This is a genomic window from Pseudoxanthomonas sp. UC19_8, assembly GCF_042700505.1.
In the GTDB taxonomy this organism is placed as follows: domain Bacteria; phylum Pseudomonadota; class Gammaproteobacteria; order Xanthomonadales; family Xanthomonadaceae; genus Pseudoxanthomonas_A; species Pseudoxanthomonas_A winnipegensis.
Window position 1 is genome coordinate 525,552 of the sequence record NZ_CP170559.1, and the last position, 23,574, is coordinate 549,125.

The window sequence follows — 23,574 nt, forward strand, 5'->3', positions numbered from 1 at the left end:
GGCCCGCAACGTAGAGCGGAGCTTGCTCCGCTGCTCTTCGTTTGGTTCGCGGGAAAGCCCCAGCGGAGCAAGCTCCGCTCTACACGGAGGAGTGGCCTGGCTTTACAGCACCTGCGGCGGCTCGCCGCCGACGATGACCACATCGGCGCGGCGGCGCGCGAACAGGCCGACGCTGACCACACCCGGGATCTGGTTGAGCGCGGTCTCCATCGCCACCGGGTCGGTGATCGACAGGTTGTGCACGTCCAGCACCACGTTGCCGTTGTCGGTGACCACCCCGTCGCGCCAGACCGGCTGGCCGCCGGTCAGGGCCAGGATCTCGCGCGCCACCAGGCTACGCGCCATCGGGATCACTTCCACCGGCAGCGGGAAGCGGCCCAGCACCGGCACCTGCTTGGACGGGTCGACGATGCACACGAAGCGCGCGCTGGCCTGGGCGATGATCTTCTCGCGCGTCAGCGCCGCGCCGCCGCCCTTGATCAGGCACTTGTGCGGATCGCACTCGTCGGCGCCGTCCACATACAGCGACAGCGTGCCGGTGTGGTTGAGGTCCAGCACCTCGATGCCGTGCGCCTTCAGCCGCGCGGTGCTCTGCTCGGAGCTGGACACCGCGCCCTTGATGCGCGACGGGTCGCGGCCGAGCGCGTCGATGAAGTAGGCCACGGTCGAACCGGTGCCGACACCGACGATCATGCCGTCTTCGAGGTAATCCATGGCTTTTTCGGCGGCCAGGCGCTTGGCTTCGGTCATGAGGGCAGATGTGAGTGGAGAGGAGTGAGGAGTGAGAAAAGGCAGGAGCGGAGGCGATGAGCGTGAGAGGCGAGCTTTCGCTCATGCCTCACTTCTTGGCGCTCACTCCTGCTCCAACGACAGCAGCAGCTTCCACTGCGCCGCCGTCACCGGCAGCACCGACAGGCGCGTGCCCTTGCGGATCAGGGCGAAGTCCTCGCCCAGCGCATCGGCGTGTTCGCGGATCTGCGCCAGGCTGACGCCGTGCTTGAGATGGCGCACGTACTTGACGTCCACCAGCTCCCAGCGCGGCTGCGCCGGATCGGACTTGGGGTCGTAGTACTTGGACTTTCTGTCGAACTGGGTCGGATCGGGATAGGCCGGGGTCGCCACCTCGGCCACGCCGTAGATGCCCGGCACCTCGGCGTTGGAGTGGTAGAACAGCACGCCGTCGCCGACCTGCATGGCCTTCATGAAGTTGCGCGCCTGGTAGTTGCGCACGCCGGTCCACGGCTCGGTGCCCACGCGCCCCAGGTCATCGATGGAGAAGTCGTCCGGTTCGGACTTCATCAGCCAGTAGCGGCGGCGGGCGGTCATCGCGGTTCCAGGAGGAGCGTGGAGGATTCGGTGCAGATCGCGTCGGGACGCACGTCCCAGGCGCGCGGCGGCGGCAGGGACGTGCGCTGGGTCTCGAAGCCCACGCCCACCAGCCACGGCGGCGGCGCGCTCGCGGTGCGCATGGCGAAGCTGCGGTCGTACCAGCCCCCGCCCATGCCCAGCCGGTGGCCGCTGGCGTCGAAGCCCACCAGCGGCATCACCACCAGCGCCATCTGTTCGGGTTCCAGCGCCGAGGACGGCGCCACGTCGGGTTCGGGAATGCCGAAGCGGTTGGTCACCAGGCCATCGCCCGCGCGCCACGGCGCGAAGCGCAGCTCCTCGCCATGCAGCACCGGCAGGCAGTACACCAGGCCGGCGGGCAGCTTGAGCTGGAAGGCGTGCAGGCCGATCTCGCCATCGGTGGCCCAGTAGCCGGCGACATAGCCGCGCTCGGGCAGGAACGGCAGCGCCAGCAGCCGCGCGGCCAGGGCCTCGGCGCCGGCGATGCGCGTGGCGGCGGGCAAGGCGCGGCGGCGTTCGCGCAGGCGCGCGCGCAGGGCGGGCAGGGCGTCGCTATCGCTCATGAAAAAAGAATGCCGCGTCCTGGTGCAGGGCGCGGCATTCTAGAAGATTGAAGACATCCTCCGCCAATGGCGATGCGGCGAAACGACCTTGAACCCGGGGTTCAAGTGGGACAGCTTGGGGGCCATCGGGCTTCCCGCTACAAGGCGGACTTGCGCTCCCGGCTTCCGTTGCTGCCCCGCGGTCGTCATTAAGGGACAAGGCGAATGTTTTGCACGCTGTCGATCACAGCAGAGGATGCGTGGCCAGTATAGCGATGCGTCGAGGTTTGCCTAGGCCGTTCGTCGGCGCGGTTCAGTGCGCGGTGGTGGAGGTGCAGCGGATGTGTGGATGACGCATGGCATCGTGCGCGCTGCGATGCAGAGGTGAATGCTGATTGCGAAGGCCTCATCGCCCCAAGAGCGGCTCCCAGTCCTGCGTGGAAATGACGAGGACGACAGACAGAACTGCGTCTGGCGATGGCTCTCACCTGTAGAGCGGAGCTTGCTCCGCTGCTCTTCGTTCCGTTCGTGGGGAAGGCCCCAGCGGAGCAAGCTCCGCTCTACAGACAGGCGGCCGCTAGAGTTGAGGAGACAGTTGCTCCCACAAGAGCGGGATGGAATGACGAGGACGACAGGCCGAACTGCGGAGGGCAGGAACTATCACTGCGTCACCGGGCTACTGACGACTTTTTGCGAGAGCCGCCATGGCTTCTCCCACCTGGCACCCGCGTCAGCGCGGTTCGAGCCAGCCGTCCAGGCGGCGGTGCAGGTCGGCCAGGGTGCGCGTGAGTTCGCTGTCCTGCGCGGCCTGCTGGTCGCGCAGCTGCTGCAGTTCGTGCGCCAGGTTCAGCGCGGCCAGCACCGCGATGCGATCGGCCGAGGCCATGCGGTGCGCGCCGCGCACCTCGCGCATGCGCGTGTCCAGCAGCTTGGCCGCGGCCATCAGGCTGCCGCGCTCGCCCGGCTCGACGCCGATGGTGTATTCGCGATCCAGGATATGGACGTTGACCGGCTCGCTGCTGCTCACGTGTGCTGCTCCAGCGAGCGCAGGCGGGTGATCATCGCCTCCACGCGCGAACGCGCCAGTTCGTTCTTGGCCAGCAGCTGCGAGCGCTCGCTGCTCAGCTGCTCCTGCTGCACGCGCAGGCTGCGGTTCTCCTCCGTCAGCCGCTGGCAGCGCTCGCCCAGCTCCTGCAGGCGCGAGGCCAGGGCGCGCAGCTGTTCGATGGCATCGGGCGGATTCATGCCGGCACCTTAGGCACGGGGCCGGCGGCCGGTCAAGCTGCAAACGGGCGCGCGATGCAGGCCTGGGTTCAGGCGCTGGCGCGCAGGTCCGGATCGGGGGCGTAGTCGCGCAGGAATTCCAGGCACTGCAGGCGTTCCATCGCCCGGGCGACGTAGTGGCCCTGGACCTCGTCGCAGCCGCGCTGGCGCAGGAAGGCCAGCTGCGCTGCGGTCTCCACCCCCTCGGCCACCACCTTGAGCGAGAGCGACTGGGCCAGGGCGATGATGGCGCTGGTGATGGCCTCGTCCTCGAGGTTCTGGTCCAGGTCGCGCACGAAGGTCTGGTCGATCTTCAGCGTGGTCAGCGGCAGGCGCTTGAGATAGGCCAGCGAGGAATAGCCGGTGCCGAAATCGTCGATCGCGATCGACACGCCCAGTGCGCGGCAGGCCTCCAGCACGCTGCTGCTCTGCTCGGGGTTGGCCATCAGCACGCTTTCGGTCAGTTCCAGCTCCAGCCGCGAGGGGTTGACGCCGGCCTCGGCCAGCACGCGGGCGACCACATCGGCCAGGTCGCCGCGCTGCAGCTGCAGGGCCGAGACGTTGACCGCCACGCTCAGATGGGTCAGGCCGGCCTCGTGCCAGGCGCGCAGGGTCTGGCAGGCCTGGCGCAGCGCCCAGATGCCGATCTCCACGATCAGGCCGCTCTCCTCGGCCAGCGGGATGAACAGGCTGGGCGAGATCTCGCCCAGTTCGCGGCTTTCCCAGCGCAGCAGCGCCTCGGTGCCGGTGATGCGCTCGCGATGCAGCGACAGGCGCGGCTGGTAGACCACGCGCAGCTCGTGGCGCTCCAGCGCCCGGCGCAGCGCGCTGGACAGGATGGCGCGGTGGCGGGTCTTCTCGTCCATCACCTCCGAATACACCGCCCAGGTGTGGCGGCCGGCGGCCTTGGCCTGGTACATGGCCGTGTCGGCGTGCTTGAGCAGCTCGGTCGGGACCTGGGCGTGCTCGGGGTAGAGGCTGATGCCGATCGAGGGCGAGACCGCCAGCTCCAGCCGGTCGCCGAAGGACAGCGGCTGGGTGAAGGCCTGGATGATGCGCTCGGCCACGCGCTCGGCATCGACCGGGGCGGCGATGCCTTCCAGTACCACGGTGAACTCATCGCCGCTGAGCCGGGCCACGGTGTGCTGGGCGCCGACGGTCTGCTGCACGCGCGCGGCGGCCGCGCGCAGGATGCGATCGCCGGTGGCGTGGCCCAGCGAGTCGTTGATGTCCTTGAAGCGGTCCAGGTCGATGAACAGCACCGCCACGCGGCCCTTCTCGCGGCGCGCGCGCACCACCGCGCGCGAGAGCCGCTCGGACAGCAGCGAGCGGTTGGGCAGGCTGGTCAGGGTGTCGTAGTTGGCCAGGTAGCGCAGCTCCTGCTCGGCGCGCTTCTGCTCGGTGATGTCGCCCAGCACCAGCACCACCATCGGGCGCTGCCCGCTGCCGTCGGGCACCACGTTGGTCTCGATGCGGCACAGGATCTCCTCGCCGTCCTTGCGCACCTTCCAGGCCTCGCCGGACCAGCGGCCCTCGCGCGCCAGCTGCTGGCTCATGCGCGAGGCGCTGTCGCCCAGCTTCTGCCGGCTGTCCAGCAGCGACAGCGGCTGTCCGGCCACTTCGGCGCCGTCGTAGCCGGTCATGCGGCTGAAGGACGGGTTGACGGTGATGAAGCGGTAGTCGGCATCGAGCACGGCCACCGCCTCGCTCATGCTGCGCATCACCTCGCTGGCCACGCGATGCTCGTATTCGGCGCGGCGGCTGGCGGTGATGTCGCGCGCGGTGCCGGCCAGGCGCAGGGCGCGGCCATGGGCATCGCGCTCGACCACCCGGCCGCGCGCGCGGACCCAGATCCAGTCGCCGTCGCCGCGCAGGTCCATGCGGTGTTCGGACATGAACAACGGTTCCTGCCCGCGCAGGTGGCTGCGCAGGCGCTGGGTCACCAGCGGCAGGTCGTGCGGATGCACCGCGGGCATCTCGCCGATGCGGGTGAGCATGACGATGGTGTGGCTGGCGGGAGACTGCTCGTCGGCGCGCATGCGATGCAGGCGGCGGCCGATCAGGTCGTAGTCCCAGAACACCTCGCCCGAGGCCCACAGCGCCAGCTTGAGCGGATCCTCGCTCTCCGGCGCGGTCGATACGTGCGCACGGCGGCCGGGCAGGTACGGCCGCCACAGCGCGCGCGTGCCGACCGCGATCACGCCCAGCAGCACCAGCGCCGCCAGCGCTATCCACATCGATGACAACGATGTCGAAGCGGCGCCAGCGCCAAGCAGGAAGGGCAGGGAGGACGGTGGCATCACGTGGGAACGGCTCCGCCGCGGCGGCCAGGACAGGCGCTGCCCGGCAGTGTAGGCGTGAGCGCCGTCACACAACAAGCGGCGCTGCGGGCTTTCGATTTACACTTGTTCGATGCATCCGTTTTTCAAGTCAGACCGTGCGCAGGTGACCCCATGAGCCTGCCCACTCCCGAGGACGTCGGCCAGGCCGCGCGCGCGCTGGCCCTCGGCGCCAGCCCTTACGAACTCCACGGCGCGCTGTGCGGCTGGCTGGCCGGCGGCGGCGCCAATGCGCAGGACTGGCCGGCCCGCGTACTGGCCGACCCGGCGCTGCCGACGCCGCCGGCCGACAGCGCGCTGGACACGCTGCGCACCACCACCGCCACCCAGTTGGAGGACCGCGGCTTCGGCTTTGACCTGCTGCTGCCCGATCCCGCCGCCGGCCTGGAGGAACGCGCGCAGGCGCTGTTCGACTGGTGCCGGGCGTTCCTGGGCGGCTTCGGCCTGGCCGCGGTCGGCGATGCGCCGCTGTCCGACGACGGCGCCGAGGCGCTGGCCGACCTGGGCAAGCTGGCCCAGGCCAGCCCCGAGCTGGGCGAGGGCGAAGAGGACGAGGACGCGCTGGCCGAGATCGAGGAATTCGTGCGCGTGGCCGTGCTGCTGCTGCACGGCGACTGCGTGCTGGCGCCGCGCCATCGCAAAAGCCTGAACTGATGCGCGCGGCCACCGGCATCGGCGCGGCCGAATTCGCGCGCCGGCGCAAGGCCCTCATGCGCATGGCCGGCGAGGACGCCATCCTGGTGCTGCCGGCCGCGCCCGAGCGCGTGCGCAGCCACGACACGCACTATCCGTACCGGCAGGATTCGGATTTCTGGTATCTCACCGGCTACCCCGAGCCGGGGGGCGGTGCTGGTGCTGATCCCCGGCCGCCGCCACGGCGAGGTGATCCTGTTCAACCGCGACCGCGACCCGGCGCGCGAGGTCTACGACGGCCCGCGCATCGGCCAGCAGGGCGCGGTGGACGGCTACGGCATGGACGATGCCTATCCGATCGAGGACATGGACGAGATCCTGCCGGGCATGCTGGAAGGCCGCTCGCGGGTGTACTACCACTTCGGCCGCGACACCGAGTTCGACCTCAAGCTGATCGGCTGGGTCAACCAGGTGCGCGCCCAGGCGCGCGGCGGCGCGCAGCCGCCGCACGAGTTCCTCGAGCTGGGCCATCTGCTGCACGAGCAGCGGCTGTTCAAGTCCGCCGACGAACTCAAGCTGATGCAGCGCGCCGCCGAGATCAGCATCGACGCGCACCTGGCCGCCATGCGCGGCGCCCATGCCGGCGTGCGCGAGTACCAGCTGCAGGCGGTGATCGAATGCGTGTTCCGCGCCAGCGACGCCTGGCCGGCCTACGGCAGCATCGTCGGCGCCGGCGCCAATGCCTGCATCCTGCATTACGTGGCCAACAACGCGCAGGTCAGGGCGGGCGAGCTGGTGCTGATCGACGCCGGTGCCGAGTACCGCAACTACGCCGCCGACATCACCCGCACCTTCCCGGTGGACGGGCGCTTCAGCAAGCCGCAGCGTCAGCTGCACGACCTGGTCGGCGCCGCGCAGGCCGCCGCGCTGGCGCAGGCGCGCCCGGGCGTGCCCTACGAGGCCGGCCACGAGGCGGCGGTGGAAGTGCTGACCGAGGGGCTGCTGCAGCTGGGCCTGCTCAAGGGCAAGCTGGAGACGTGCATCGCCGAGGGCAGCTACAAGCGTTTCTACCGGCACAAGACCGGCCACTGGCTGGGCCTGGACGTGCACGACGTGGGCGACTACCGCCTGCAGGGCGAGTCGCGCCTGCTCGAGCCGGGCATGGTGTTCACCATCGAGCCGGGGCTGTACATCTCGCCCGACGACACCAGCGTGGAGGCCAAGTGGCGCGGCATCGGCATCCGCACCGAGGACAACGTGGCCATCACCGCCGACGGCCACCGCGTGCTCACCGCCGCGCTGGCGCGCAGCGCCGACGAGATCGAAGCGGTGATGGCCAGCGGCGGTTGAGATTCGGGGAAGCCACTGCCTCCTCAATCTCGCAGCGGCCTATCTGTAGAGCGGAGCTTGCTCCGCTGGGGCCTTTCTCATGAACTGACCGAAGAGCAGCGAAGTCCCCAAGAGGGGATTGCCACAAGCTCCGCGCTACAGGTGGAATCCGCCACGGCGGCGAAGGGCGCTCCACGTAAAGCCTCATTGCCACGCTGGCGCGCAGCGCCGATGAGGTTGAAGCGGCTCAAATCTCACAGCGGCCTATCTGTAGAGCGAAGCTTGCTCCGCCGGGGCCTTTCTCACGAACTGACCGAAGAGCAGCGGAGCAAGCTCCGCTCTACACGTGGGAGCCGCCATGGAGGCGAGGGGCTCTACCGGGAAAGCTCCATCGCCGCCATGGCGGCTCCCATCCACATCAGCGCTCCGCAAATGCCGGGCGGGTGAGGTTGTCGGCGCCGGTGTCGGTGCACAGCACCTCATCCTCGATGCGGATGCCGCCATAGGGCTTGAACTGCGCCACGCGGTCCCAGTCGATCGCCTCGCCGTGGCCGGCGGCCCTGGCGTCGTCCAGCAGCATGTCGATGAAGTACAGGCCCGGCTCGATGGTGACCACCATGCCCGGCTCCAGCACGCGGGTCAGGCGCAGGTAAGGGTGACCTTCCGGACGCTCGATGCGCCCGCCGCGGTCGGAGGCCGCGAAGCCGGCCACGTCGTGCACCTGCAGGCCGATCGCGTGGCCCAGGCCATGCGGGAAGAAGGTCGCCGACAGCCCGCTGGCAACCGCCGCCTCGGGCGAGACGGTGATGACGCCGAAGTCCTTGAGGATGCCCATCAGCGCCAGGTGCGCGTCCAGGTGCAGCTGCCTGTAGTCCACGCCCGGCGCCACGGCCTGGCCCATGCGGATCTGGGCCGCGTCCAGCGCCTGGATCATGGCGTGGAACTCGCTGCCCGGGTCGGCCGCGTAGGTGCGGGTGATGTCGCTGGCGTAGCCGGCGGCGCTGGCGCCGGCGTCGATCAGGAAGCTGCGCGACTGCGCGGGCGCCACGCGCTCCAACTCGGTGTAGTGCAGCACGGCGGCGTGTTCGTTGAGGCCGATGATGTTGCCGTAGGGCAGCTCGGTCGCGTCCTGGCCGACCGCGGCGCAATAGGCCATGTGGATGTCGAACTCGCTGGCGCCGGCGCGGAAGGCCGCCTCGGCCGCGCGATGCCCGCGCACGGCCAGCGTCTGCGCCTGGCGCATCAGCGCGATCTCGTACGGCGTCTTGTAGGCGCGGTGATAGGCCAGGTAGTCGACCACTGCCTCGGGATTGTTGGGCACATAGGCGCCCAGCGCGCTGTGCGCCTCGCCCAGGATCGCGCAGCGCGCGGTGTCCTTGGGCAGCAGCGCGGCGGCCTGGTCGGCGGTGCGGATGATGTCGATGTCGAAGTGCGCGACCCACCAGCCGCTCGGCGCGGCCGGCACCACGTGCCAGTAGTCGCGCGGCTGCAGGAAGGTCAGGCGCGGGCGCTGGCCAGGCGTGTACACGATCCAGCTGTCGGGCACGCGCGTCAGCGGCAGCCAGGCCTTGAACTGCGGATTGACGTAGAAGGGGTAGTTCAGATCGTCGGCGTGCTGGTAGTGCAGGCGGCCGCTGGGAATGACCAGATGGTCCAGGCCGCCGCGCGCCAGCGCCTCGTCCGCGCGCGCCTTGAGCGTGTCCAGATGGGCGGCGTAGCGCGGGGCGGGATCGGGCAGGGACATGGCGGCGGCTCGTTGCGGTGAAGAGTCGCGAAGTTTACCCGCCGCCTGGTGCGGGGCTCTTGTCGCGGTGTGTTGCACGCGGGGCTGTGCGTCCGCAGCGCCTGATGGCGCTTGGCGTCGAAACGCCTAGCCCAAAAACCGTCGTTCCCGAGTTCGCGGGGATGACGTGCTTTGCGTGCATCGCGCGCCGCGGGATTGGCCTTCGGCGAACCGGTGGGCTCCAGGCCCGCGCCTCACCAGCAGCAGGACCTCTCTACCGTCATTTCCGCGAAAGCGGGAATCCATGGACGTTGCGCGATCTGCTCGGAAGTCCCTGGATCCCCGCGTTCGCGGGGATGACGAACTTTGAGTGCATCGCGCGGAGCGGGGATTGGTCTTTGGCGAGTTGGTAGGCTCGCCGTAGCAGCAACAAGTCCTCCGTATCGTCGTTCCCGCGAAAGCGGGAACGACGATGAAGCGGCGTAGTACTGCCAATCCAACGGCCGCGCGTCGGCGTGCGAGTGCGCTAGCGTTCGATCCAGTCGCGCAGCGCGGACAGGTGCTCGGCCGAGACGGTGAGGAAGCGCAGGCCGGCCAGCGACTGGCCGGGGGTGTGCGCCGCGCCGGTCCACAGCAGGTGCGCGCCGACGTCGATATCGGTCTCCCGGCCGGTAGAGCCGACCGGCAGCGAGAACTGCAGCTGGTACAGCGCGTCCTCGCGCACCGGCGTGTCGGCCACCAGCAGCATGCCGGCCTCGGACAGGTTGCCGACGCGGCCGACCAGCTGGCCGGTCATGGTGTCGGTGACGGCGATGGCGCCGTCGGGGCTGCGGCGCTGGGCGCGGCGCGCTTCGGTGATGCTCATGCGGCCTCCATGCCGGCCAGGTCGCGCAGCTTGGCCAGGGCGGCCTGCCAGGCCCGGTCGAGCAGGCTGCCGTGCTCTTCGCTGACCGGGCGCGCCTGGTCGATGGCCATCAGCCGCGCGACGCTGTCCAGCGTGTGCTCGCCGACCTTCTGCCCGCGCGCGCTGACGAACAGCGCGTGGCCGCTGGTCGGGTTGTACCAGGACAGGCGCAGCCGGCGCAGGTCGCCCTGCTGGTTCTGCACGAATTCGAACCAGGTGCCGAACGGCAGCCGCCGCAGCGATTCGTAGCTGGCCTGTTCGGCCGGCGAGCGCGGCAGCGGCGCGGGCCGGCGCGGGGCGACCTGCGCGGCGGCGGCGACCTTGGCCTGCAGCTTCAGCGCCGGCTCGCCGGGCAGCTCGGGCTCGGGCGCGTTGGCCAGGCGCCGGGCGATCACCGCGGCCTCGTCGCTGTGGTAGCCGACCTTGACCAGGGCCTGCTCGATCTGCGTCGGCAGCGCGGGCTCGGGCGTGTCCTGCCCGGTCACCGCATCGGCGATGCGCGTGGTCAGCGCTGAGACTTCCTGCCATTCGTCCGAGTCATCGCCGTGGCGCAGGCGGATCAGGGTCAGCACGTCGGCCCAGGCCTGCGACAGCAGGGCCTGCACGAAGGGCGGGATCGGCCGCGCGCCCAGGGCCTGGTCGATGCTGTCGGCGGCGGCGGTCTTGGCGTTCTCCAGGCGGTCGCGCCCGCGCGCGGCCTCCACCAGCCGGCGTTCGGCCACCTCGGCCTTGCGCGCGGCCGTCTGGAAGTGGTCCTGCACGTCGCGGTGGGCCTGGGCGAACACGGCCTCGTCGCCGGTGTATTCGGTCAGCACCTTGGACACGGCCGCCTTGAGCTTGGCCAGCAGGACCGGGTCGGTGTCGTCCTCGCCCAGCCAGTTGGCGCCGGACTCGGCCACGGCATTGAGCAGTTCGCGCGCCGGATGCTGCGGGCTCAGGAAGAAGGCGCGGTCGTTCAGCGCGGCCTGCACCACCGGCACCTGCAGCTGGCCGAGCATGTCCGAGGCCGGGCCGCGGCGGACCTCGCGGCCGATCTGCCGATACAGCAGGTCCAGCAGTTCGAAGGTGTCGGCATCCTCGCGCGCCAGCTCGGCCTGCGGGCCGTGCAGGCGGCGCAGGCCGGCCAGGACGCGCTCGCGGATGTCCTCCAGCGCCAGCGGCGTGCTCGGCACCTGGCCCTGCGCGACCTGCAGCTGCAGGGTCTGCAGCGTGCTGAGCACGTGCGCGGTGGGCAGCGACGCCTCGCTGGCCGCGCCGAAGCCGCCCGTGTGCGGTGCACCGGCCGAGGGCGGGGTGGTGTTGGCGCCGCCCGCAGCCGGGCCCGGCGAGGTGAGCGACGGGGGCGCGGGGTGCGAGGCGCCGGGCTTCATCCAGGCAGGCAGCAGGCCGGCGTCCTTGGCCGCCGGCGGGGGCGCGCTGGCGCGGGCGTGGCTGGCCGACAGCAGCCGCTGCAGCGAGGCGAAGCTCACCACCGGCGCGGTCGAACGCCGGGCCTGACCGGGGCGGACCCAGCCGGGCAGCTCCACCGGCGGCAGGCCGGTCTTGGATGCCGGCGGGGCCGGTGCGGGGTCGGACGCGCTGCGTGCGGCCGGCGTGCGGGCGCGCTGCGGGGCGAACCCCAGCCCCGGCAGCACGCCCTGGCGGCCCAGGGTCTGGGCGATCTGTTCGAGCAGCTCGCCATAGCCGGACATCACGTGCTGCTCGAACAGGCGGTACAGCTGCAGCTGAGAGGTCAGGTCCACCTCCAGCGTGGCCGCGCCCACGCGCAGGGCCTGGCACAGCGAGTGCGGCGACAGCGGCTGGCGCGCCTCGTCCAGCGCCGGGCTGCCGGCCAGCACCCCGAAGCGCTGGGACAGCAGGTGCAGCGCCTGCTGGTGGCGATGGCTGTGGCGGCGCGCGATCTCCTCCAGGACGATGTTCTGGTCGATGACCGCGTCCTCGACCAGGGTCAACAGCGCGGGCGGTTGTTCGACGGCCTGAGGGAGCTGGGGCGGGCTGCGCAGGGCGGCCAGCTCGGCCTCCAGCCGCGCCAGCAGCGCCGGCAGGACCTTGGCGCGGTCGCGGCGCAGGTGCTGCAGGTGCGACAGGTAGCTGGTCTGCGTCTCGTTGCTGCGGGCGCGGTTGGCGCTGAGGAACAGCTCCTGCTCCAGCGCGTCCAGGCTGGATTCCACGCCCAGGAACAGCGCCTGCTGCAGCTGGGCCAGCAAGGCCTCCAGGATCCGGCGCACGCGCACGGGCAACGCGGCCGAAGCCAGCGTGTCGGTGGCGGTCAAGATCGGTGAAGCAGCCCCTGGAGCGACCATCGGGTTCCCGTGCGGTCATGCGCTTTGCGGCGGTTTTGTAACACAACGCCATCGAAGGCCGACAATGGCCGCACCGCGAGGGGTCTTGGCCTGGCCGGCGGGATGCGCCGCAGCCGGTCATCGCGGCGCTGAGTTCTGCGCCTCGTGGGAGCCGCCATGGCGGCTCCCACCTGTAGAGCGGAGCTCGCTCCGCTGCTCTTCGTTCGGTTGGTGGGGAAGGCCCCAGCGGAGCAAGCTCCGCTCTACAAGGAGGCCGCGGCTTGATCCGAGAGACAGGTGCTCCCACCAAGCGACAGCGCGCGCGATGGGGACGCGCGAAAGCGGTGCGCCTAGCCTTCCAGGAACAGCGCCATCACGTCGTTGGCAAAGCGCAGCCCCAGCGGCGTGGGCACCACGCGCCCGTCCTCGACCCGCAGCCAGCCGTTGGCCTGCGCCTGGGCCAGTGGCGTGGCCAGATGCGCGGCCGGCAGCCCGGTGCGCACCTGGAAGTCGCGCAGGGCGAAGCCTTCCTTGAGCCGCAGCAGGTTGAGCATGTACTCGAACGGGCGCCGCGCCGGGGCGATCTCGTCGTCGCCGCCGATGCCGGCCGGCGTGCCTGCGCTGGCCAGATACGTGGCCGGATGCTTGACCTTCCAGCGGCGCAGGATGCGCTGCCCCGCGCCGGAACCGATCTTGCCGTGCGCGCCGGCGCCGATGCCCACATAGTCGCCGTAGCGCCAGTAGTTGAGGTTGTGCGCGCACTGCCGTCCCGGGCGGGCGTAGGCGCTGACCTCGTAGTGCGCATAGCCGGCGTCGGCCAGCGCCGCCTGGCAGGCCTCCTGCATGTCGTAGGCGTCGTCCTCCTCCGGGATGCCCTGCGGCGGCCTGGCGAAGAACATCGTGTTGGGCTCCAGCGTGAGCTGGTAGTGCGACACGTGCGCCGGCTGCAGGGCGAAGGCGCGCTCCAGATCGTGCAGCGCCATCGCCAGCGACTGGCCGGGCAGGGCGTACATCAGGTCCAGGTTGAGATTGTCCAGACCGGCGTCCTGGGCCAGCTTGACCGCGGCTTCCGCTTGGGCGCTGTCGTGGATGCGGCCCAACCGCTGCAGGCAGCCATCGTCGAAGCTCTGGATGCCGAAGCTCAGCCGGTTCACGCCCGCGGCGCGATAGGCGCCGAAGCGGTCGTGCTCGGCCGTGCCCGGGTTGGTCTCCAGGGTCACCTCGCACTCGGGCGCGAAGCGCAGCCGGGCGCTGGCCGCCTGCAGGAAGCGGTCGATGTGCTCGGCCGGGAACAGGCTGGGCGTGCCGCCGCCGAAGAACACGCTGTGGATCGTGCGGCCCCAGACCAGCGGCAGGTCCTGGTCCAGGTCGCGGATCAGCGCGTCGATGTAGGCATCGAAGGGCAGCGCGCCGCTGCCCTGGTGCGAGTTGAAGTCGCAGTACGGGCACTTGCGCACGCACCAGGGCAGATGCACATAGAGCGACAGCGGCGGCGGGATCAGCTTCACGTCCGCGGGCTGGGCCGCGTGCAGCGGATCGAACAGCCGCGCGTCATCGGGCCGGGCGTCGGCAGCATCGACAGGGGGTGCCACGGGAAGCATCGGGTCGGGCCAGGCTTGGCGGTGTCAGAACAGCGTGGTCAAACGCTGGCCGAGCGCTTCCAGCGCGCGGGCGCGATGGCTCAGCCGGTTCTTCAACGCGGTGTCCATCTCGGCCGCGGTCAGGCCGTGGTCCGGATCCAGGAACAGCGGGTTGTAGCCGAAGCCGCCGTTGCCGCGCAGCTCGCGGGTGATCTGGCCTTCCCACGCGCCCTCGGCGATCAGCGGCTGCGGATCCTCGGGATGACGCAGCAGCACGATCACCGCGTAGAAGCGCGCGCGACGCTGATCGTCGGGCACGTCGCGCATCGCCTCCAGCAGCTTGGCGTTATTGGCTGCGTCGCTGGTGGGCTGGCCGGCGTAGCGCGCGCTGTACAGGCCGGGCGCGCCGCCCAGCGCATCGACGATCAGACCGGAGTCGTCGGCCAGCGCCGGCAGCCCGGTGACCGCGGCGGCGTGGCGCGCCTTGATCAGAGCGTTCTCGACGAAGGTCAGGCCGGTCTCGGGCACGTCCTCCACGCCGAGCTGCTTCTGCGGCACCACCTCGTAGGGCAGGTGCGCCAGCATCGCGGCGAATTCGTCCAGCTTGCCGGCATTGCCGCTGGCCAGGACAAGGCGCTTGATCATTTCGGCTCCAGCAGATCCCAGGTGTTGCCATACAGGTCGCGGAACACCGCGACGGTGGCATAGGCCTCCTCGCGCGGGCGTTCCAGGAATTCCACGCCGGCCGCGGTCATGGCGGCGTGGTCGCGCCAGAAGTCGTCGGTGTGCAGGAAGAAGCCCACGCGCCCGCCGGTCTGGTCGCCGATGCGCTGGCGCTGTTGCTCGTCGCTCGCGCGGGCCAGCAGCAGGGCCGCGGCGCGCTGGTCGCTTGGGCCAACCACCACCCAGCGCTTGTGGCCCTGGTTGAGGTCTTCGAGCAGGGCGAAGCCCAGCTTGCCGGTGTACCAGGCGATCGCCTCGTCGTAGTCGGCCACCACCAGCGTGGTCAGGGCGATGCGTCGGGTCACGGCTGGGCGAGCGCGTCGCGCTGGGCCTGCACCAGCTGGGCGATGCCGGCCTGGGCCAGGCCGAGCAGCGCGTCCATCTCCTCGCGGCGGAAGGCATGGCCCTCGGCCGTGCCCTGCACCTCGATGAAGCCGCCGCCGTCGTTCATCACCACGTTCATGTCGGTGTCGCAGTCGCTGTCCTCGGCATAGTCCAGGTCCAGCACCGGCACGCCCTTGTAGATGCCCACCGACACCGCGGCGATCGCGCCGAAGATCGGGTCGCGCTTGATCTCGCGCCGTGCCTTGAGCCCGTTGATCGCATCGACCAGGGCCACGTAGGCGCCGGTGATGGCCGCCGTGCGCGTGCCGCCATCGGCCTGCAGCACGTCGCAGTCCAGGGTGATGGTGCGTTCGCCCAGCGCGCCGCGGTCCACGCAGGCGCGCAGCGCACGGCCGATCAGGCGCTGGATCTCCAGCGTGCGCCCGCCCTGCTTGCCGCGCGCGGCCTCGCGGTCCGAGCGGGTATGCGTGGAGCGCGGCAGCATGCCGTATTCGGCCGTCACCCAGCCCTCGCCCTTGCCGCGCAGGAAGGCCGGCACCTTGTTGTCCACCGAGGCGGTGCACAGCACGCGCGTGTCGCCGAAGGACACCAGCACCGAGCCCTCGGCATGGCGGGTGAAACCGCGCTGGATGGACACGGGGCGGAGCTGGTCGGCGGTGCGACCACTGGGGCGGGAAAACGTCATGCGTGGGATGCCTGCTTGAGGAGGGGCGGCGATCTGGAGACCGGCCGGCCAGGCACCCTAGGGTACCATCCACGCCCTCTTCGCCCTCCGGAAAAGCCCCGCCGTGATCCGTTCCATGACCGCCTACGCCACCGTCGAACAGCCCGTGGACGGCGGCGCGCTCAGCGCCGAACTGCGTGCGGTCAACCACCGGTTCCTGGAACTGAGCCTGCGCCTGCCCGACGAGCTGCGCGCGCTCGAACCGGCGCTGCGCGAGCGCGTGGCCGCGCGGGTGGCCCGCGGCAAGCTCGACCTGGTGCTGCGCCTGCGCACGGCCGAAGGCGAGGGCGGCCTGCACCTGGACCAGACCATGGTCGACGAACTGGTGGCGGTGAACACGCAGCTGGCCATCCGCTTTCCCGGCCTGCGCACCAGCCTGACCGAGCTGCTGCAGTTCCCCGGCGTGCTGCGCAGCCGGGCGCTGGATGCCGAGGCGCTGCAGGGCGCGGCGCTGGCGCTGCTGGAGCGGTTGCTGGACCAGTTCGTGGCCGCGCGCGAGCGCGAAGGCCATCAGCTGGCCCAGACCATCGCCGAGCGCGTGGACGCCATCGCCGCGCTCGCCGCGCAGGCGCGCACGCTGATGCCGCAGATCCGCGCCGGCCAGCGCCAGAAGCTCGAGGCGCGCCTGGCCGACCTGGCCCAGCCGGCCGACCCCGGGCGCCTGGAGCAGGAGCTGGTGCTGTCCCTGCAAAAGCTGGACGTGGACGAGGAGCTGGATCGCCTGGACAGCCACATCAAGGAGATCCGCCGCGTGCTGAAGGGCGAGGCCGCCGTCGGCCGGCGCCTGGATTTCCTGCTGCAGGAGTTCAACCGCGAGGCCAACACCCTGGGCTCCAAGTCGGTGGATGTGCGCACCACCAACATCGCCGTCGAACTGAAGGTGCTGATCGACCAGATCCGCGAGCAGGTGCAGAACCTGGAGTAGCTTCACCAAGACGGCACCGTCCGTAGCGCCCCCCGCGGAACGCCGGGGGCGCGTCAACACCGCAAAGCGGTGACCTGCGCACGCTCAGCCTGTCCTCACCAGGCCGGCTTGTGCGGCTGCCGCCCTCCATGGCGAACAACGTCTTCGCTGATGCCCGTGCGGCGACGGTCGCGACCGTCGCCGCACGGGCCGGCCTTACTGCCGCCCGACCAGGGTCAGGCCGCTGTAGCTGCCGCTCAGGCGCACGTAGTAGGTCGTGGTGCCGGAAGGGGTGACGCGCACGGTCTGGGTGGTGCTGCCGGCGCGGGTGGAACGGGCGTCGTAGCTGCTGGCAGTCGGCGTCCTGCCCGCCGCCACGTACATCGCCACGTTGCCGGTGCCGCCGAAGGTCATGAAGCTGACCGACGTGCCGGCCGCGGCCTGGAAGCTGTACAGCGCATCGCCGCCCTGGCTGCTGAGGCCGCGCATCTCCACCTTGTTGGTCAGCGTCTTGGTCGGCGGCACGCAGCTGCTGTCCGAGGGCTGGCACGGCGGCGTGGTGGCCATCTGCAGCAGCATGTCCACATCCAGGATGCCCGCGCCGATCGGGGTGCTGCTGGGGATCGCCACCGGGAACGGCCGCGCGCTGGCGCGCAGCAGGTCGCGCATGCCGCTCCAGGTGAACGGGGTGGTGGCCACGCTCTGCACCATCGCCACCGCCGCGGCCACGTGCGGAGAGGCCATCGAGGTGCCGGCCATGCCGCCGATCTGCCAGTCGCCGGTCGGACCCTGTGTGCCGCCGTTGATCACCTGGAAGATGTAGCCGCCAGGATTGCCGTCGATGTCGCCGCCGCCTCCCGGCGCGGCGAGGTCCACGCGGGTGCCGTAGTTGGAATAGCTGGCGCGGCCGCCGTTGATGCGCGAGGCGCCGACGCTGATGACGCCGTTGCACGAGGACATGGTGTAGGTGCCGGCATCGGCGTCGGAGTTGCCTGCGGCGACCACGACGATGGTGCCCTTGGCGTTGATCTGGTCGATCGCGTCCTGGTAGAGCGCCGGGCAGCTGTCCGGGCCGCTGCTGCCCAGGCTCATGTTGATGACTTCGGCCGGATTCGGATTGGTCGGCAGGCCATCCACCGGCAGGCCCGCGGCCCACAGCATGCCGTCGGCGATGTCGCTGCCGAACCCGCCGCAGGAACCGAGCACGCGCACCGGCAGGATCCTGGCGTCGTAGGCCAGGCCGGCGGTGGCCAGGTTGTTGTTGGTGACCTGGGCGATGGTGCCGGAGACATGGCTGCCGTGCCACGAACTGGGTTCGGGCGCGTTGCCGGATGCGCCGAGCGCGGTGCAGTAGTTGGCTTCCACCCAGTCGCCCAGGTCGTAGCCGCCCGGCACGCGGCCGTCGCTGTCGCGGCGCGAGACGCGGCGGTCGGTGATCATGTCGTAGCCGGGCAGGACGTTGGCGGCCAGGTCGGGGTTGTCCCGGACCACGCCGGTATCGACCACCGCCACCACCACGCCCTGGCCGGTGGAGCGGGTCCAGCCCTGCTCGGCGTTGACCCCGCCGACCGCGTCGTGGAAGTTCCACTGCAGCCGGCCGTAGGCCGGATCGTTGGGCGTGGTGGAGGCGGCGGCCGCCGTGAACGCGGGCCCGCGCACGCTGGCCTCGTCCAGGCGCTGGTACAGGCGGTCGACCTGCACCGACAGCACCGACGGATCGGCCTTGAGTTCGGCGACGAAGGCGGCGCGCTCGCTGTCGCTCAAGGCGCGCGAAGTCTGCACCACGTGCCAGCCCGGCACCGCCATGTCGCGCAGCACCCTGGCGCTGACCGCGCTGCGCAGGGTCAGTCCGCTGTTGGTGATCAGGGCGCGCTGCATGCCGCTGCGCGCCACCGCGCTGCTCAGGGTGGTGGCCAGCAGGCTGCGCGCCTGCGTGCCGCTGGCACGGGTCTTGACGATGAAGCGCTGGCCCAGCTCGGTGGCCGGGGCCGATTGCGGCGCCGGGCCGCGCACGCCGCCCAGGCCGATGGTGGGGGAGGCCGCCTGCGCGCCACCGGCGAACAGCACGGCGGCGAGGGCGGCGGCGAGCGTATTGGAAGACATCATCTGCGGATCCTGGAAAGAGAAGTGAGAGGGGAGAAGGCGACGGCGCACGCGCCGCCGCGGGACGTCACAGGTCCATGCCCAGGCCGATGCCGGCCGAGGACTCGCCGCTGCTGAAGGCGCCGCCCAGGCTCAACGAGGCGCGCTCGCCGATCTTGCGGGCGTAGCCGACCGACAGCGCCTGCTGCCCGCCCTGGAAGCCGGCGCCGACCGAGACGCGCCCGCGCGGGCTCTGCGTGCCGGCGGCGTTGACCGCCATGTTGAGCATCGCCGCGCTCATCGCGCCGAGCTTGTCCATGCGCCGGTCCATGCCGTCCAGGCGATGCTCGGTTTCGGTGCGCAGCTGGTTGAAGTTGTCGTCCAGCGCGGTGATGCGGGTGTTGGTGTAGGCGTTGGCGCTGCTCAGGGTGGCGCTGTCGCCGGCGCGCATCTGCGTCACGTTGACCGCGTCGGTGCCGGCGCTGCCGGCGGCGACGTTGGCGATCTGGCGCTCGTTGCCGGCGCTGCCCACCGAGACCGTGTTGGCGCGGTCGGCGACCGCGCCCTGGCCCAGCGCGACCGCGTTGGCGGCGCTGGCCGAGGCGCCCTGGCCGAGCGCGGTGGCGGACGCGGCCGAGGCGCTGGCGCTTTCGCCCACCGCCACCGCGTTGGTCGCTACCGCCGCGACGCTGGCGTTGGCGCCGACCGCGGTGCTGCCGTCGGCGTTGACGCGCGCATTGGCGCCGACGGCGGTGTCGTTGGGGCCGTAGGCCAGCGCCTGCGCGCCCAGCGCCAGCCCGTTGTCGCCATTGGCGGTGGCACCGGCGCCCACGGCCACCGCGTTGGTGCCGGCGCCGGTGCTGGGCGAGGTCGTGTCGCCGCTGCCGACGCTGACGCCACGCCCGCCACCGGAAGTGGCGATGGTGTTGATGCGGCTGTCGAACCCGGTCAGGGCGGTGTCGATGGCGCCCATCGCCGAGCCCAGGTCGCCGTAGTGCGCGCCCTGCACCAGATAGTCGCCGCCGATCAGGTTGCCGTCGGCGTCGATCGTGCTGCCGCCGCCGAACGCCGCGGCGACCTTGCGCAGCTGCGCCAGGTTGACCGCATCGGTGTCCATGGTGCCGGCGGCCAGGTTGGTGAGCTGGCGTTCGGCGCCGGCCGCGCCGATGGACACGGTGTTGTCGCGTTCGTTGACCGAGCCGGCGCCCAGCGCCACGCTGTTGTTGGTGATGATCTGCTGGTCGTTGACGAACTGCGAGTTGCCGACCCGCGCATCCGGGCCGATCGCGACCGAACGGTCGCCGAACACATCGGCGAGGGTGCCCATGGCGATGCTGTCGTAGAACATCACCGGGGTGTCGAGGAAGAAGTTGCCGTTCCACACCATCGCCGCGCCGATGGCCAGGCTGCGGGTGCCGCCGGCCCAGGAGCCGTTGCCCAGCGCGGTGGCGCCGACGCCGCCGGCGAAGGCGGCATTGCCGAGCGCGGTGCCATCGTCGCTCTGCACGTAGGCCTGAGGGCCGATGGCCACCGCGTGGGTGCCCCAGGCGCGCGCACCGTTGCCGAAGGCGGTCGCCCACTCGGCGATGGCCTGGCTCTGCGCGCCCACCGCCACGGCGGCGTACTGGTTGGCCACCGCGGTGGTGCCCACGGCCACGGTGCGGTTGGCACTGGCCTCGGCCAGGGCGCCCACTGCGGTCGAGCTGTAGGCGGTGGCCAGCGCCCCGCCGCCCAGCGCGGTGGACAGCGGGCCGGTGGCCTGGGTGGCCTGCAGCTGGATGCCTTCCACGCCGAAACCGGGATTCATTTCCTCGCCCACATCGACGATGCCGCCGACGGCGACGCTGGAGCGGTCGCTGGCGATCGCGCCGGCACCGGCGGCCACGTTGTACTCGCCGCTGGCCTGCGCACCGGCGCCCAGCGCGGTCGCGGCCAGGCCGGTGGCCGAGGTCTGCTGCAGCACCACCACGCCGTTGGGCTGATAGGAGAAGTCCAGGTCGAGCATGCCGCCGACGGCGGTGGTGGAGACCTCGGTAGCCAGGCTGTTATGGCCAGTGGCCAGGGCCTGGTTGGCGTAGCCGACGGCGCCGGCACCAAGCGCGATGGCGCCGGTGCCGACCGCCGAGGCGGCTTCGCCGGCGGCCAGCGCCTCTTCGCCCTCGGCATAGGCGCCGGCGTCGCTCTGGTCGCTGCCGGTGGCCTGGAAGTAGAAGCTGGGGTCATAAGGGACCGCGGTCGGACCGACGCCGACGGCGCTGGCCGTGGCGTTGCTGCCGGCGGCGGGTTGGACCGTGCCGGCCGGCACGGTCGCCGTGGCGGCGGGGGTCCGCGCCATGGCCGTCGATGCCAGGCCCAGCGCGCAGGCCAGGGCCAGGGTGCTGCAGGTGCGGAGAGTCGGATGGCGGGCGGCGGCGCCGCGCAGACAGGTGCATTCGTTCATGGCGATCTCGGGCTGGAAAACGTCGGGGCAGAAGGCGACATCGGCGGCGCGTGTGCGCCTCCGCATCGGTTGGCAGTGGTCTGGAAGCCGCGCCGTCGTCCCCAGGCGCGCTCCGTGAGGCGAACTTAGGCGGGCCGTCACCGGCTTGTCACCCGCAAGTTCTCGCACGATCATCATCGGATTCTCACTGAACGGGTTCGGCACCGCGGCATGAAGGCGTTCTGGGAATGGCTGGGCCGCGCGCCGCTGCTGGACGAGGTCGATCGGCGCAATGCGCGCGTGATCCAGCTGCTGCTGCTGTTCCTGGCGGTGACCATTCCCGCCACGATCGTGATCGCGCTGGTGCTGGCCTGGCCGCAGCTGCGCGGGCAGGCGGTGCCGCCGGGCATGGTCGTTTCGCTGGGGATGAGCCTGCTGATCGGGGTATGCGCGGGGATCGGTTTCGTGCGCGTGCGCCAGGGCGCGTTGCGCGGCGGCGTGCGCCTGCTGCTCGGGGCGATGCTCGGCTCGCTGCTGGTCAACGCCGCGATCCACGGCTTCCAGCGGCAGTTGCCGGACCAGTTGGCGCAGATCCTGGCGCTGATCCTGGCCGGCCTGGTCCTGGGGCGCCGCGCGCTGTGGATGACCCTGGTGGGCCTGCTGCTGACGCTCTGCGTCGGTGTGGCCCGCGACGCGCTGCTCCTGCCCGCCGATGCGCGCTCGTTCTTCAATGTGCTGCCGGTGCTGTTCAGTTACCTGCTGGTGGCGCTACTGCTTGACCGCACCACCGAGGCTTTGCGCGAGAGCCTGCGCGAATCCAATGCGCGCGGCCAGCGCCTGCAGCAGGAGATGCACGAACGCGAACGCGCGCAGACCCAGTTGATCCACGCGCAGAAGCGCGAGATCACCGAGCGCATGGCCAGCGGCCTGGCCCACGACTTCAACAACATCCTGGCGGTGATGTCCGGCTTCGCGGCCGCGCGCCACGACGACGAGCCCGTCAGCGACGCCCAGCGCATCGCGCAGCTGGAGGACAGCCTGGCGGCGGTGGAGCAGTCCTCCGAGCGCGGCATGACCATCGTGCGCCGTCTGCTGCGCTTCAGCCGCCGCGAGGCCGAGCACGTCGAACGCTTCGACGCCGCGGCCGCGGTGGACGCGCTGCAGCCGATGCTGCGGCAGCTGCTGGAAGCGCGGATCGTGCTGCGCTGCACGCTGCCGGCGGCGCCGGCGCCGATCCGTTTCGAGCGCAGCCAGTTCGACCTGATGCTGTTGAACCTGGCGTCCAACAGCCGCGACGCGATCGCCGACCGCGGCCACTTCGACATCGCCGTGTCCAGCGAGGAGGACAGCGTCGTGATCGAGGTTGCCGACGATGGCCACGGCATGCCGGAGGAGGTGGCCGCGCAGGTGTTCGAACCGTTCTACAGCACCAAGCCCGCCGACCGCGGCACCGGCCTGGGCCTGGCGGTGGTGCGCGACCTGGTGATGCGCGCCGGTGGCCGGATCCAGGTGCACAGCGCCGTGGGCATGGGCACTCGCTTCCGCATCGTGCTGCCGGCCGCCGAAGCGCCGGCGGATGCTCAGCCGGACGGATCGAGGATGTAGCCATGGCCGTGCACGGCGGCCAGCGGCAACGGCTCGCCGCAGCGGCGCTGCACCTTGCTGCGCAGGCGGTGCACCATCGAATCCAGGCGATGCGCGTCGAAGTCGTGGACGCGGTCGGTGAGGGCGCCGATCAGCGCCTCGCGCGCCACCAGCAGGCCCGGCTGTTCCAGCAGGCGCAGGCACAGGCGGCGTTCGCTGCCGGTCAGCGCCGCGGCGGCGCCGGACGGGGACAGCAGGCACCAGCCGTCCTCGCTCACCTGCCAGCGCCCGCGCGCCGGGGCCGCGGGCGGGCGCCCGCTCACCCGTCGGGCCAGGCTGTGCAGGGTCGCGGCCAGCAGGTCCAGTTCCACCGGTTTGGACAGATACGCGTCAGCGCCCCCGGTCAGCCCGCGGATGCGGTCCTCGGTCTGGCCCAGGCTGGTCAGCATGACGATGCCCAGGTCCGGAGACTGCTGGCGCAGGGTGCCGGCCAGGGTGAAGCCGTCGGTGTCGGGCAGGCCGACGTCCAGCACCACAATCTCCGCGCCCTCGCGTTCAAGCCGCTGTTGCAGTTCCGCGCCGGTGCCGCAGCCGTCGACGACGAAGCCGAAACGGCGCAGGCCGGGGACCAGGATGCGCTCGCGCAGGATCGGATCGTCCTCCAGCAACACAATGCGCAGGGCGGCGGCAGCGGAATCGGAAGTCATGCGCAGGCGCAGTGTAGCCGCAGCCGGTCGCCGGCGCGTGCCGGGATGTACGCGTCCTGGCGCCGTGCAGCGATCGCCCCGGCCGCCCGCCCCGGACCTCCTTGCGCGACGGGGTTCCGCCGGTCCGGTGGAGGCTTTCCCATG

At 71.2% G+C, this 23,574-nt stretch carries 19 protein-coding genes, 1 other RNA gene and 1 pseudogene; 4 read left to right on the top strand and 17 right to left on the bottom strand.

From position 1 onward, the window contains the following. Positions 1-102: 102 nt before the first annotated feature. From rpiA to ACFJIT_RS02270, 7 genes are all read right to left on the bottom strand, one after another. Positions 103-750, bottom strand: a complete 648-nt coding sequence (rpiA, locus tag ACFJIT_RS02240) for a ribose-5-phosphate isomerase RpiA (RefSeq protein WP_130517063.1) — start codon at positions 748-750, stop codon at positions 103-105. Between the two features lie 102 nt (positions 751-852). Continuing rightward, complete coding sequence (locus ACFJIT_RS02245) at positions 853-1,326, bottom strand: EVE domain-containing protein (RefSeq protein ID WP_130528404.1); 474 nt, start codon at positions 1,324-1,326, stop codon at positions 853-855. Further along, positions 1,323-1,910, bottom strand: a complete 588-nt coding sequence (locus ACFJIT_RS02250) for a 5-formyltetrahydrofolate cyclo-ligase (protein WP_379654898.1) — start codon at positions 1,908-1,910, stop codon at positions 1,323-1,325. Before ACFJIT_RS02250 ends, ACFJIT_RS02245 begins: the two co-directional genes overlap by 4 nt. A 53-nt stretch (positions 1,911-1,963) precedes the next feature. Further along, positions 1,964-2,148: non-coding RNA, 6S RNA (gene ssrS, locus ACFJIT_RS02255), on the bottom strand. 471 nt (positions 2,149-2,619) lie between these two features. Then, the gene (locus tag ACFJIT_RS02260) at positions 2,620-2,916 is read right to left on the bottom strand and encodes a cell division protein ZapA (protein WP_130517069.1); all 297 of its coding nucleotides are present in this window, start codon (positions 2,914-2,916) and stop codon (positions 2,620-2,622) included. Beyond that, complete coding sequence (locus ACFJIT_RS02265; RefSeq protein ID WP_130517071.1) at positions 2,913-3,134, bottom strand: TIGR02449 family protein; 222 nt, start codon at positions 3,132-3,134, stop codon at positions 2,913-2,915. The genes ACFJIT_RS02260 and ACFJIT_RS02265 overlap by 4 nt, the downstream gene beginning before the upstream one ends. Before the next feature lie 68 nt (positions 3,135-3,202). Beyond that, positions 3,203-5,452 carry a putative bifunctional diguanylate cyclase/phosphodiesterase gene (locus ACFJIT_RS02270; RefSeq protein ID WP_379654899.1) on the bottom strand — a complete coding sequence of 750 codons (2,250 nt, stop codon included), beginning with the start codon at positions 5,450-5,452 and terminating at the stop codon, positions 3,203-3,205. A gap of 153 nt (positions 5,453-5,605) precedes the next feature. Here ACFJIT_RS02270 and ACFJIT_RS02275 point away from each other — a divergent pair, with 153 nt between their 5' ends. Both ACFJIT_RS02275 and ACFJIT_RS02280 read left to right on the top strand, forming a co-directional pair. Next, positions 5,606-6,145: a UPF0149 family protein gene (locus tag ACFJIT_RS02275; protein WP_379654900.1), complete on the top strand. Its 540-nt coding sequence runs from the start codon at positions 5,606-5,608 to the stop codon at positions 6,143-6,145. Next, a pseudogene (locus ACFJIT_RS02280) lies at positions 6,145-7,474 on the top strand (aminopeptidase P N-terminal domain-containing protein). The gene ACFJIT_RS02275 and the pseudogene ACFJIT_RS02280 overlap by 1 nt, the downstream one beginning before the upstream one ends. Positions 7,475-7,871: 397 nt before the next feature. Here the strand turns inward: ACFJIT_RS02280 and pepQ are convergent. The 7 genes from pepQ to rph all read right to left on the bottom strand — a co-directional run bounded on the left by pepQ (position 7,872) and on the right by rph (position 15,695). After that, on the bottom strand, positions 7,872-9,197 hold the full coding sequence (gene pepQ / locus ACFJIT_RS02285) for a Xaa-Pro dipeptidase (protein WP_379654901.1): 1,326 nt from the start codon (positions 9,195-9,197) through the stop codon (positions 7,872-7,874). A 505-nt stretch (positions 9,198-9,702) separates the two neighbouring features. After that, on the bottom strand, positions 9,703-10,041 hold the full coding sequence (locus tag ACFJIT_RS02290; RefSeq protein WP_130517082.1) for a PilZ domain-containing protein: 339 nt from the start codon (positions 10,039-10,041) through the stop codon (positions 9,703-9,705). Continuing rightward, complete coding sequence (locus ACFJIT_RS02295; protein ID WP_379654902.1) at positions 10,038-12,353, bottom strand: DUF1631 domain-containing protein; 2,316 nt, start codon at positions 12,351-12,353, stop codon at positions 10,038-10,040. Before ACFJIT_RS02295 ends, ACFJIT_RS02290 begins: the two co-directional genes overlap by 4 nt. Positions 12,354-12,712: 359 nt before the next feature. Continuing rightward, complete coding sequence (hemW, locus tag ACFJIT_RS02300; protein ID WP_379655695.1) at positions 12,713-13,870, bottom strand: radical SAM family heme chaperone HemW; 1,158 nt, start codon at positions 13,868-13,870, stop codon at positions 12,713-12,715. 117 nt (positions 13,871-13,987) lie between these two features. Further along, positions 13,988-14,584, bottom strand: a complete 597-nt coding sequence (gene rdgB / locus ACFJIT_RS02305; protein ID WP_337053956.1) for an RdgB/HAM1 family non-canonical purine NTP pyrophosphatase — start codon at positions 14,582-14,584, stop codon at positions 13,988-13,990. Continuing rightward, positions 14,584-14,970, bottom strand: coding sequence for a VOC family protein (locus ACFJIT_RS02310; RefSeq protein ID WP_379654903.1), 387 nt, complete (start codon positions 14,968-14,970; stop codon positions 14,584-14,586). Before ACFJIT_RS02310 ends, rdgB begins: the two co-directional genes overlap by 1 nt. Then, positions 14,967-15,695, bottom strand: a complete 729-nt coding sequence (gene rph, locus ACFJIT_RS02315) for a ribonuclease PH (RefSeq protein WP_130517090.1) — start codon at positions 15,693-15,695, stop codon at positions 14,967-14,969. The genes ACFJIT_RS02310 and rph overlap by 4 nt, the downstream gene beginning before the upstream one ends. A gap of 103 nt (positions 15,696-15,798) precedes the next feature. Between rph and ACFJIT_RS02320 the strand changes: the two genes are divergently transcribed. After that, positions 15,799-16,659, top strand: coding sequence for a YicC/YloC family endoribonuclease (locus ACFJIT_RS02320; protein WP_379654904.1), 861 nt, complete (start codon positions 15,799-15,801; stop codon positions 16,657-16,659). Positions 16,660-16,854: 195 nt separating this feature from the next. Here ACFJIT_RS02320 and ACFJIT_RS02325 read toward each other — a convergent pair whose 3' ends face one another. Both ACFJIT_RS02325 and ACFJIT_RS02330 read right to left on the bottom strand, forming a co-directional pair. Further along, a complete protein-coding gene (locus ACFJIT_RS02325) occupies positions 16,855-18,744 on the bottom strand; it encodes a S8 family peptidase (protein WP_379654905.1) in 1,890 nt (629 codons plus the stop codon). Positions 18,745-18,808: 64 nt separating this feature from the next. Continuing rightward, positions 18,809-21,160, bottom strand: coding sequence for a YadA family autotransporter adhesin (locus ACFJIT_RS02330; RefSeq protein WP_379654906.1), 2,352 nt, complete (start codon positions 21,158-21,160; stop codon positions 18,809-18,811). A 210-nt stretch (positions 21,161-21,370) separates the two neighbouring features. Between ACFJIT_RS02330 and ACFJIT_RS02335 the strand changes: the two genes are divergently transcribed. Continuing rightward, positions 21,371-22,744, top strand: coding sequence for a sensor histidine kinase (locus tag ACFJIT_RS02335; protein ID WP_379654907.1), 1,374 nt, complete (start codon positions 21,371-21,373; stop codon positions 22,742-22,744). On the opposite strand, the gene ACFJIT_RS02340 is transcribed toward ACFJIT_RS02335, so the two are convergent. Further along, positions 22,720-23,430, bottom strand: coding sequence for a response regulator transcription factor (locus ACFJIT_RS02340; RefSeq protein WP_379654908.1), 711 nt, complete (start codon positions 23,428-23,430; stop codon positions 22,720-22,722). The genes ACFJIT_RS02335 and ACFJIT_RS02340 overlap by 25 nt on opposite strands. Positions 23,431-23,574 lie beyond the last annotated feature (144 nt).

Coding starts and splice junctions, on each gene's coding strand:
- ACFJIT_RS02265 (WP_130517071.1), bottom strand. CDS start 3,134: ATGAATCCGCCCGATGCCATCGAACAGCTGCGCGCCCTGGCCTCGCGC.
- ACFJIT_RS02275 (WP_379654900.1), top strand. CDS start 5,606: ATGAGCCTGCCCACTCCCGAGGACGTCGGCCAGGCCGCGCGCGCGCTG.
- ACFJIT_RS02245 (WP_130528404.1), bottom strand. CDS start 1,326: ATGACCGCCCGCCGCCGCTACTGGCTGATGAAGTCCGAACCGGACGAC.
- rph (WP_130517090.1), bottom strand. CDS start 15,695: ATGACGTTTTCCCGCCCCAGTGGTCGCACCGCCGACCAGCTCCGCCCC.
- ACFJIT_RS02330 (WP_379654906.1), bottom strand. CDS start 21,160: ATGAACGAATGCACCTGTCTGCGCGGCGCCGCCGCCCGCCATCCGACT.
- ACFJIT_RS02335 (WP_379654907.1), top strand. CDS start 21,371: ATGAAGGCGTTCTGGGAATGGCTGGGCCGCGCGCCGCTGCTGGACGAG.
- ACFJIT_RS02270 (WP_379654899.1), bottom strand. CDS start 5,452: ATGCCACCGTCCTCCCTGCCCTTCCTGCTTGGCGCTGGCGCCGCTTCG.
- ACFJIT_RS02250 (WP_379654898.1), bottom strand. CDS start 1,910: ATGAGCGATAGCGACGCCCTGCCCGCCCTGCGCGCGCGCCTGCGCGAA.
- ACFJIT_RS02325 (WP_379654905.1), bottom strand. CDS start 18,744: ATGATGTCTTCCAATACGCTCGCCGCCGCCCTCGCCGCCGTGCTGTTC.
- ACFJIT_RS02340 (WP_379654908.1), bottom strand. CDS start 23,430: ATGACTTCCGATTCCGCTGCCGCCGCCCTGCGCATTGTGTTGCTGGAG.
- rpiA (WP_130517063.1), bottom strand. CDS start 750: ATGACCGAAGCCAAGCGCCTGGCCGCCGAAAAAGCCATGGATTACCTC.
- ACFJIT_RS02290 (WP_130517082.1), bottom strand. CDS start 10,041: ATGAGCATCACCGAAGCGCGCCGCGCCCAGCGCCGCAGCCCCGACGGC.
- pepQ (WP_379654901.1), bottom strand. CDS start 9,197: ATGTCCCTGCCCGATCCCGCCCCGCGCTACGCCGCCCATCTGGACACG.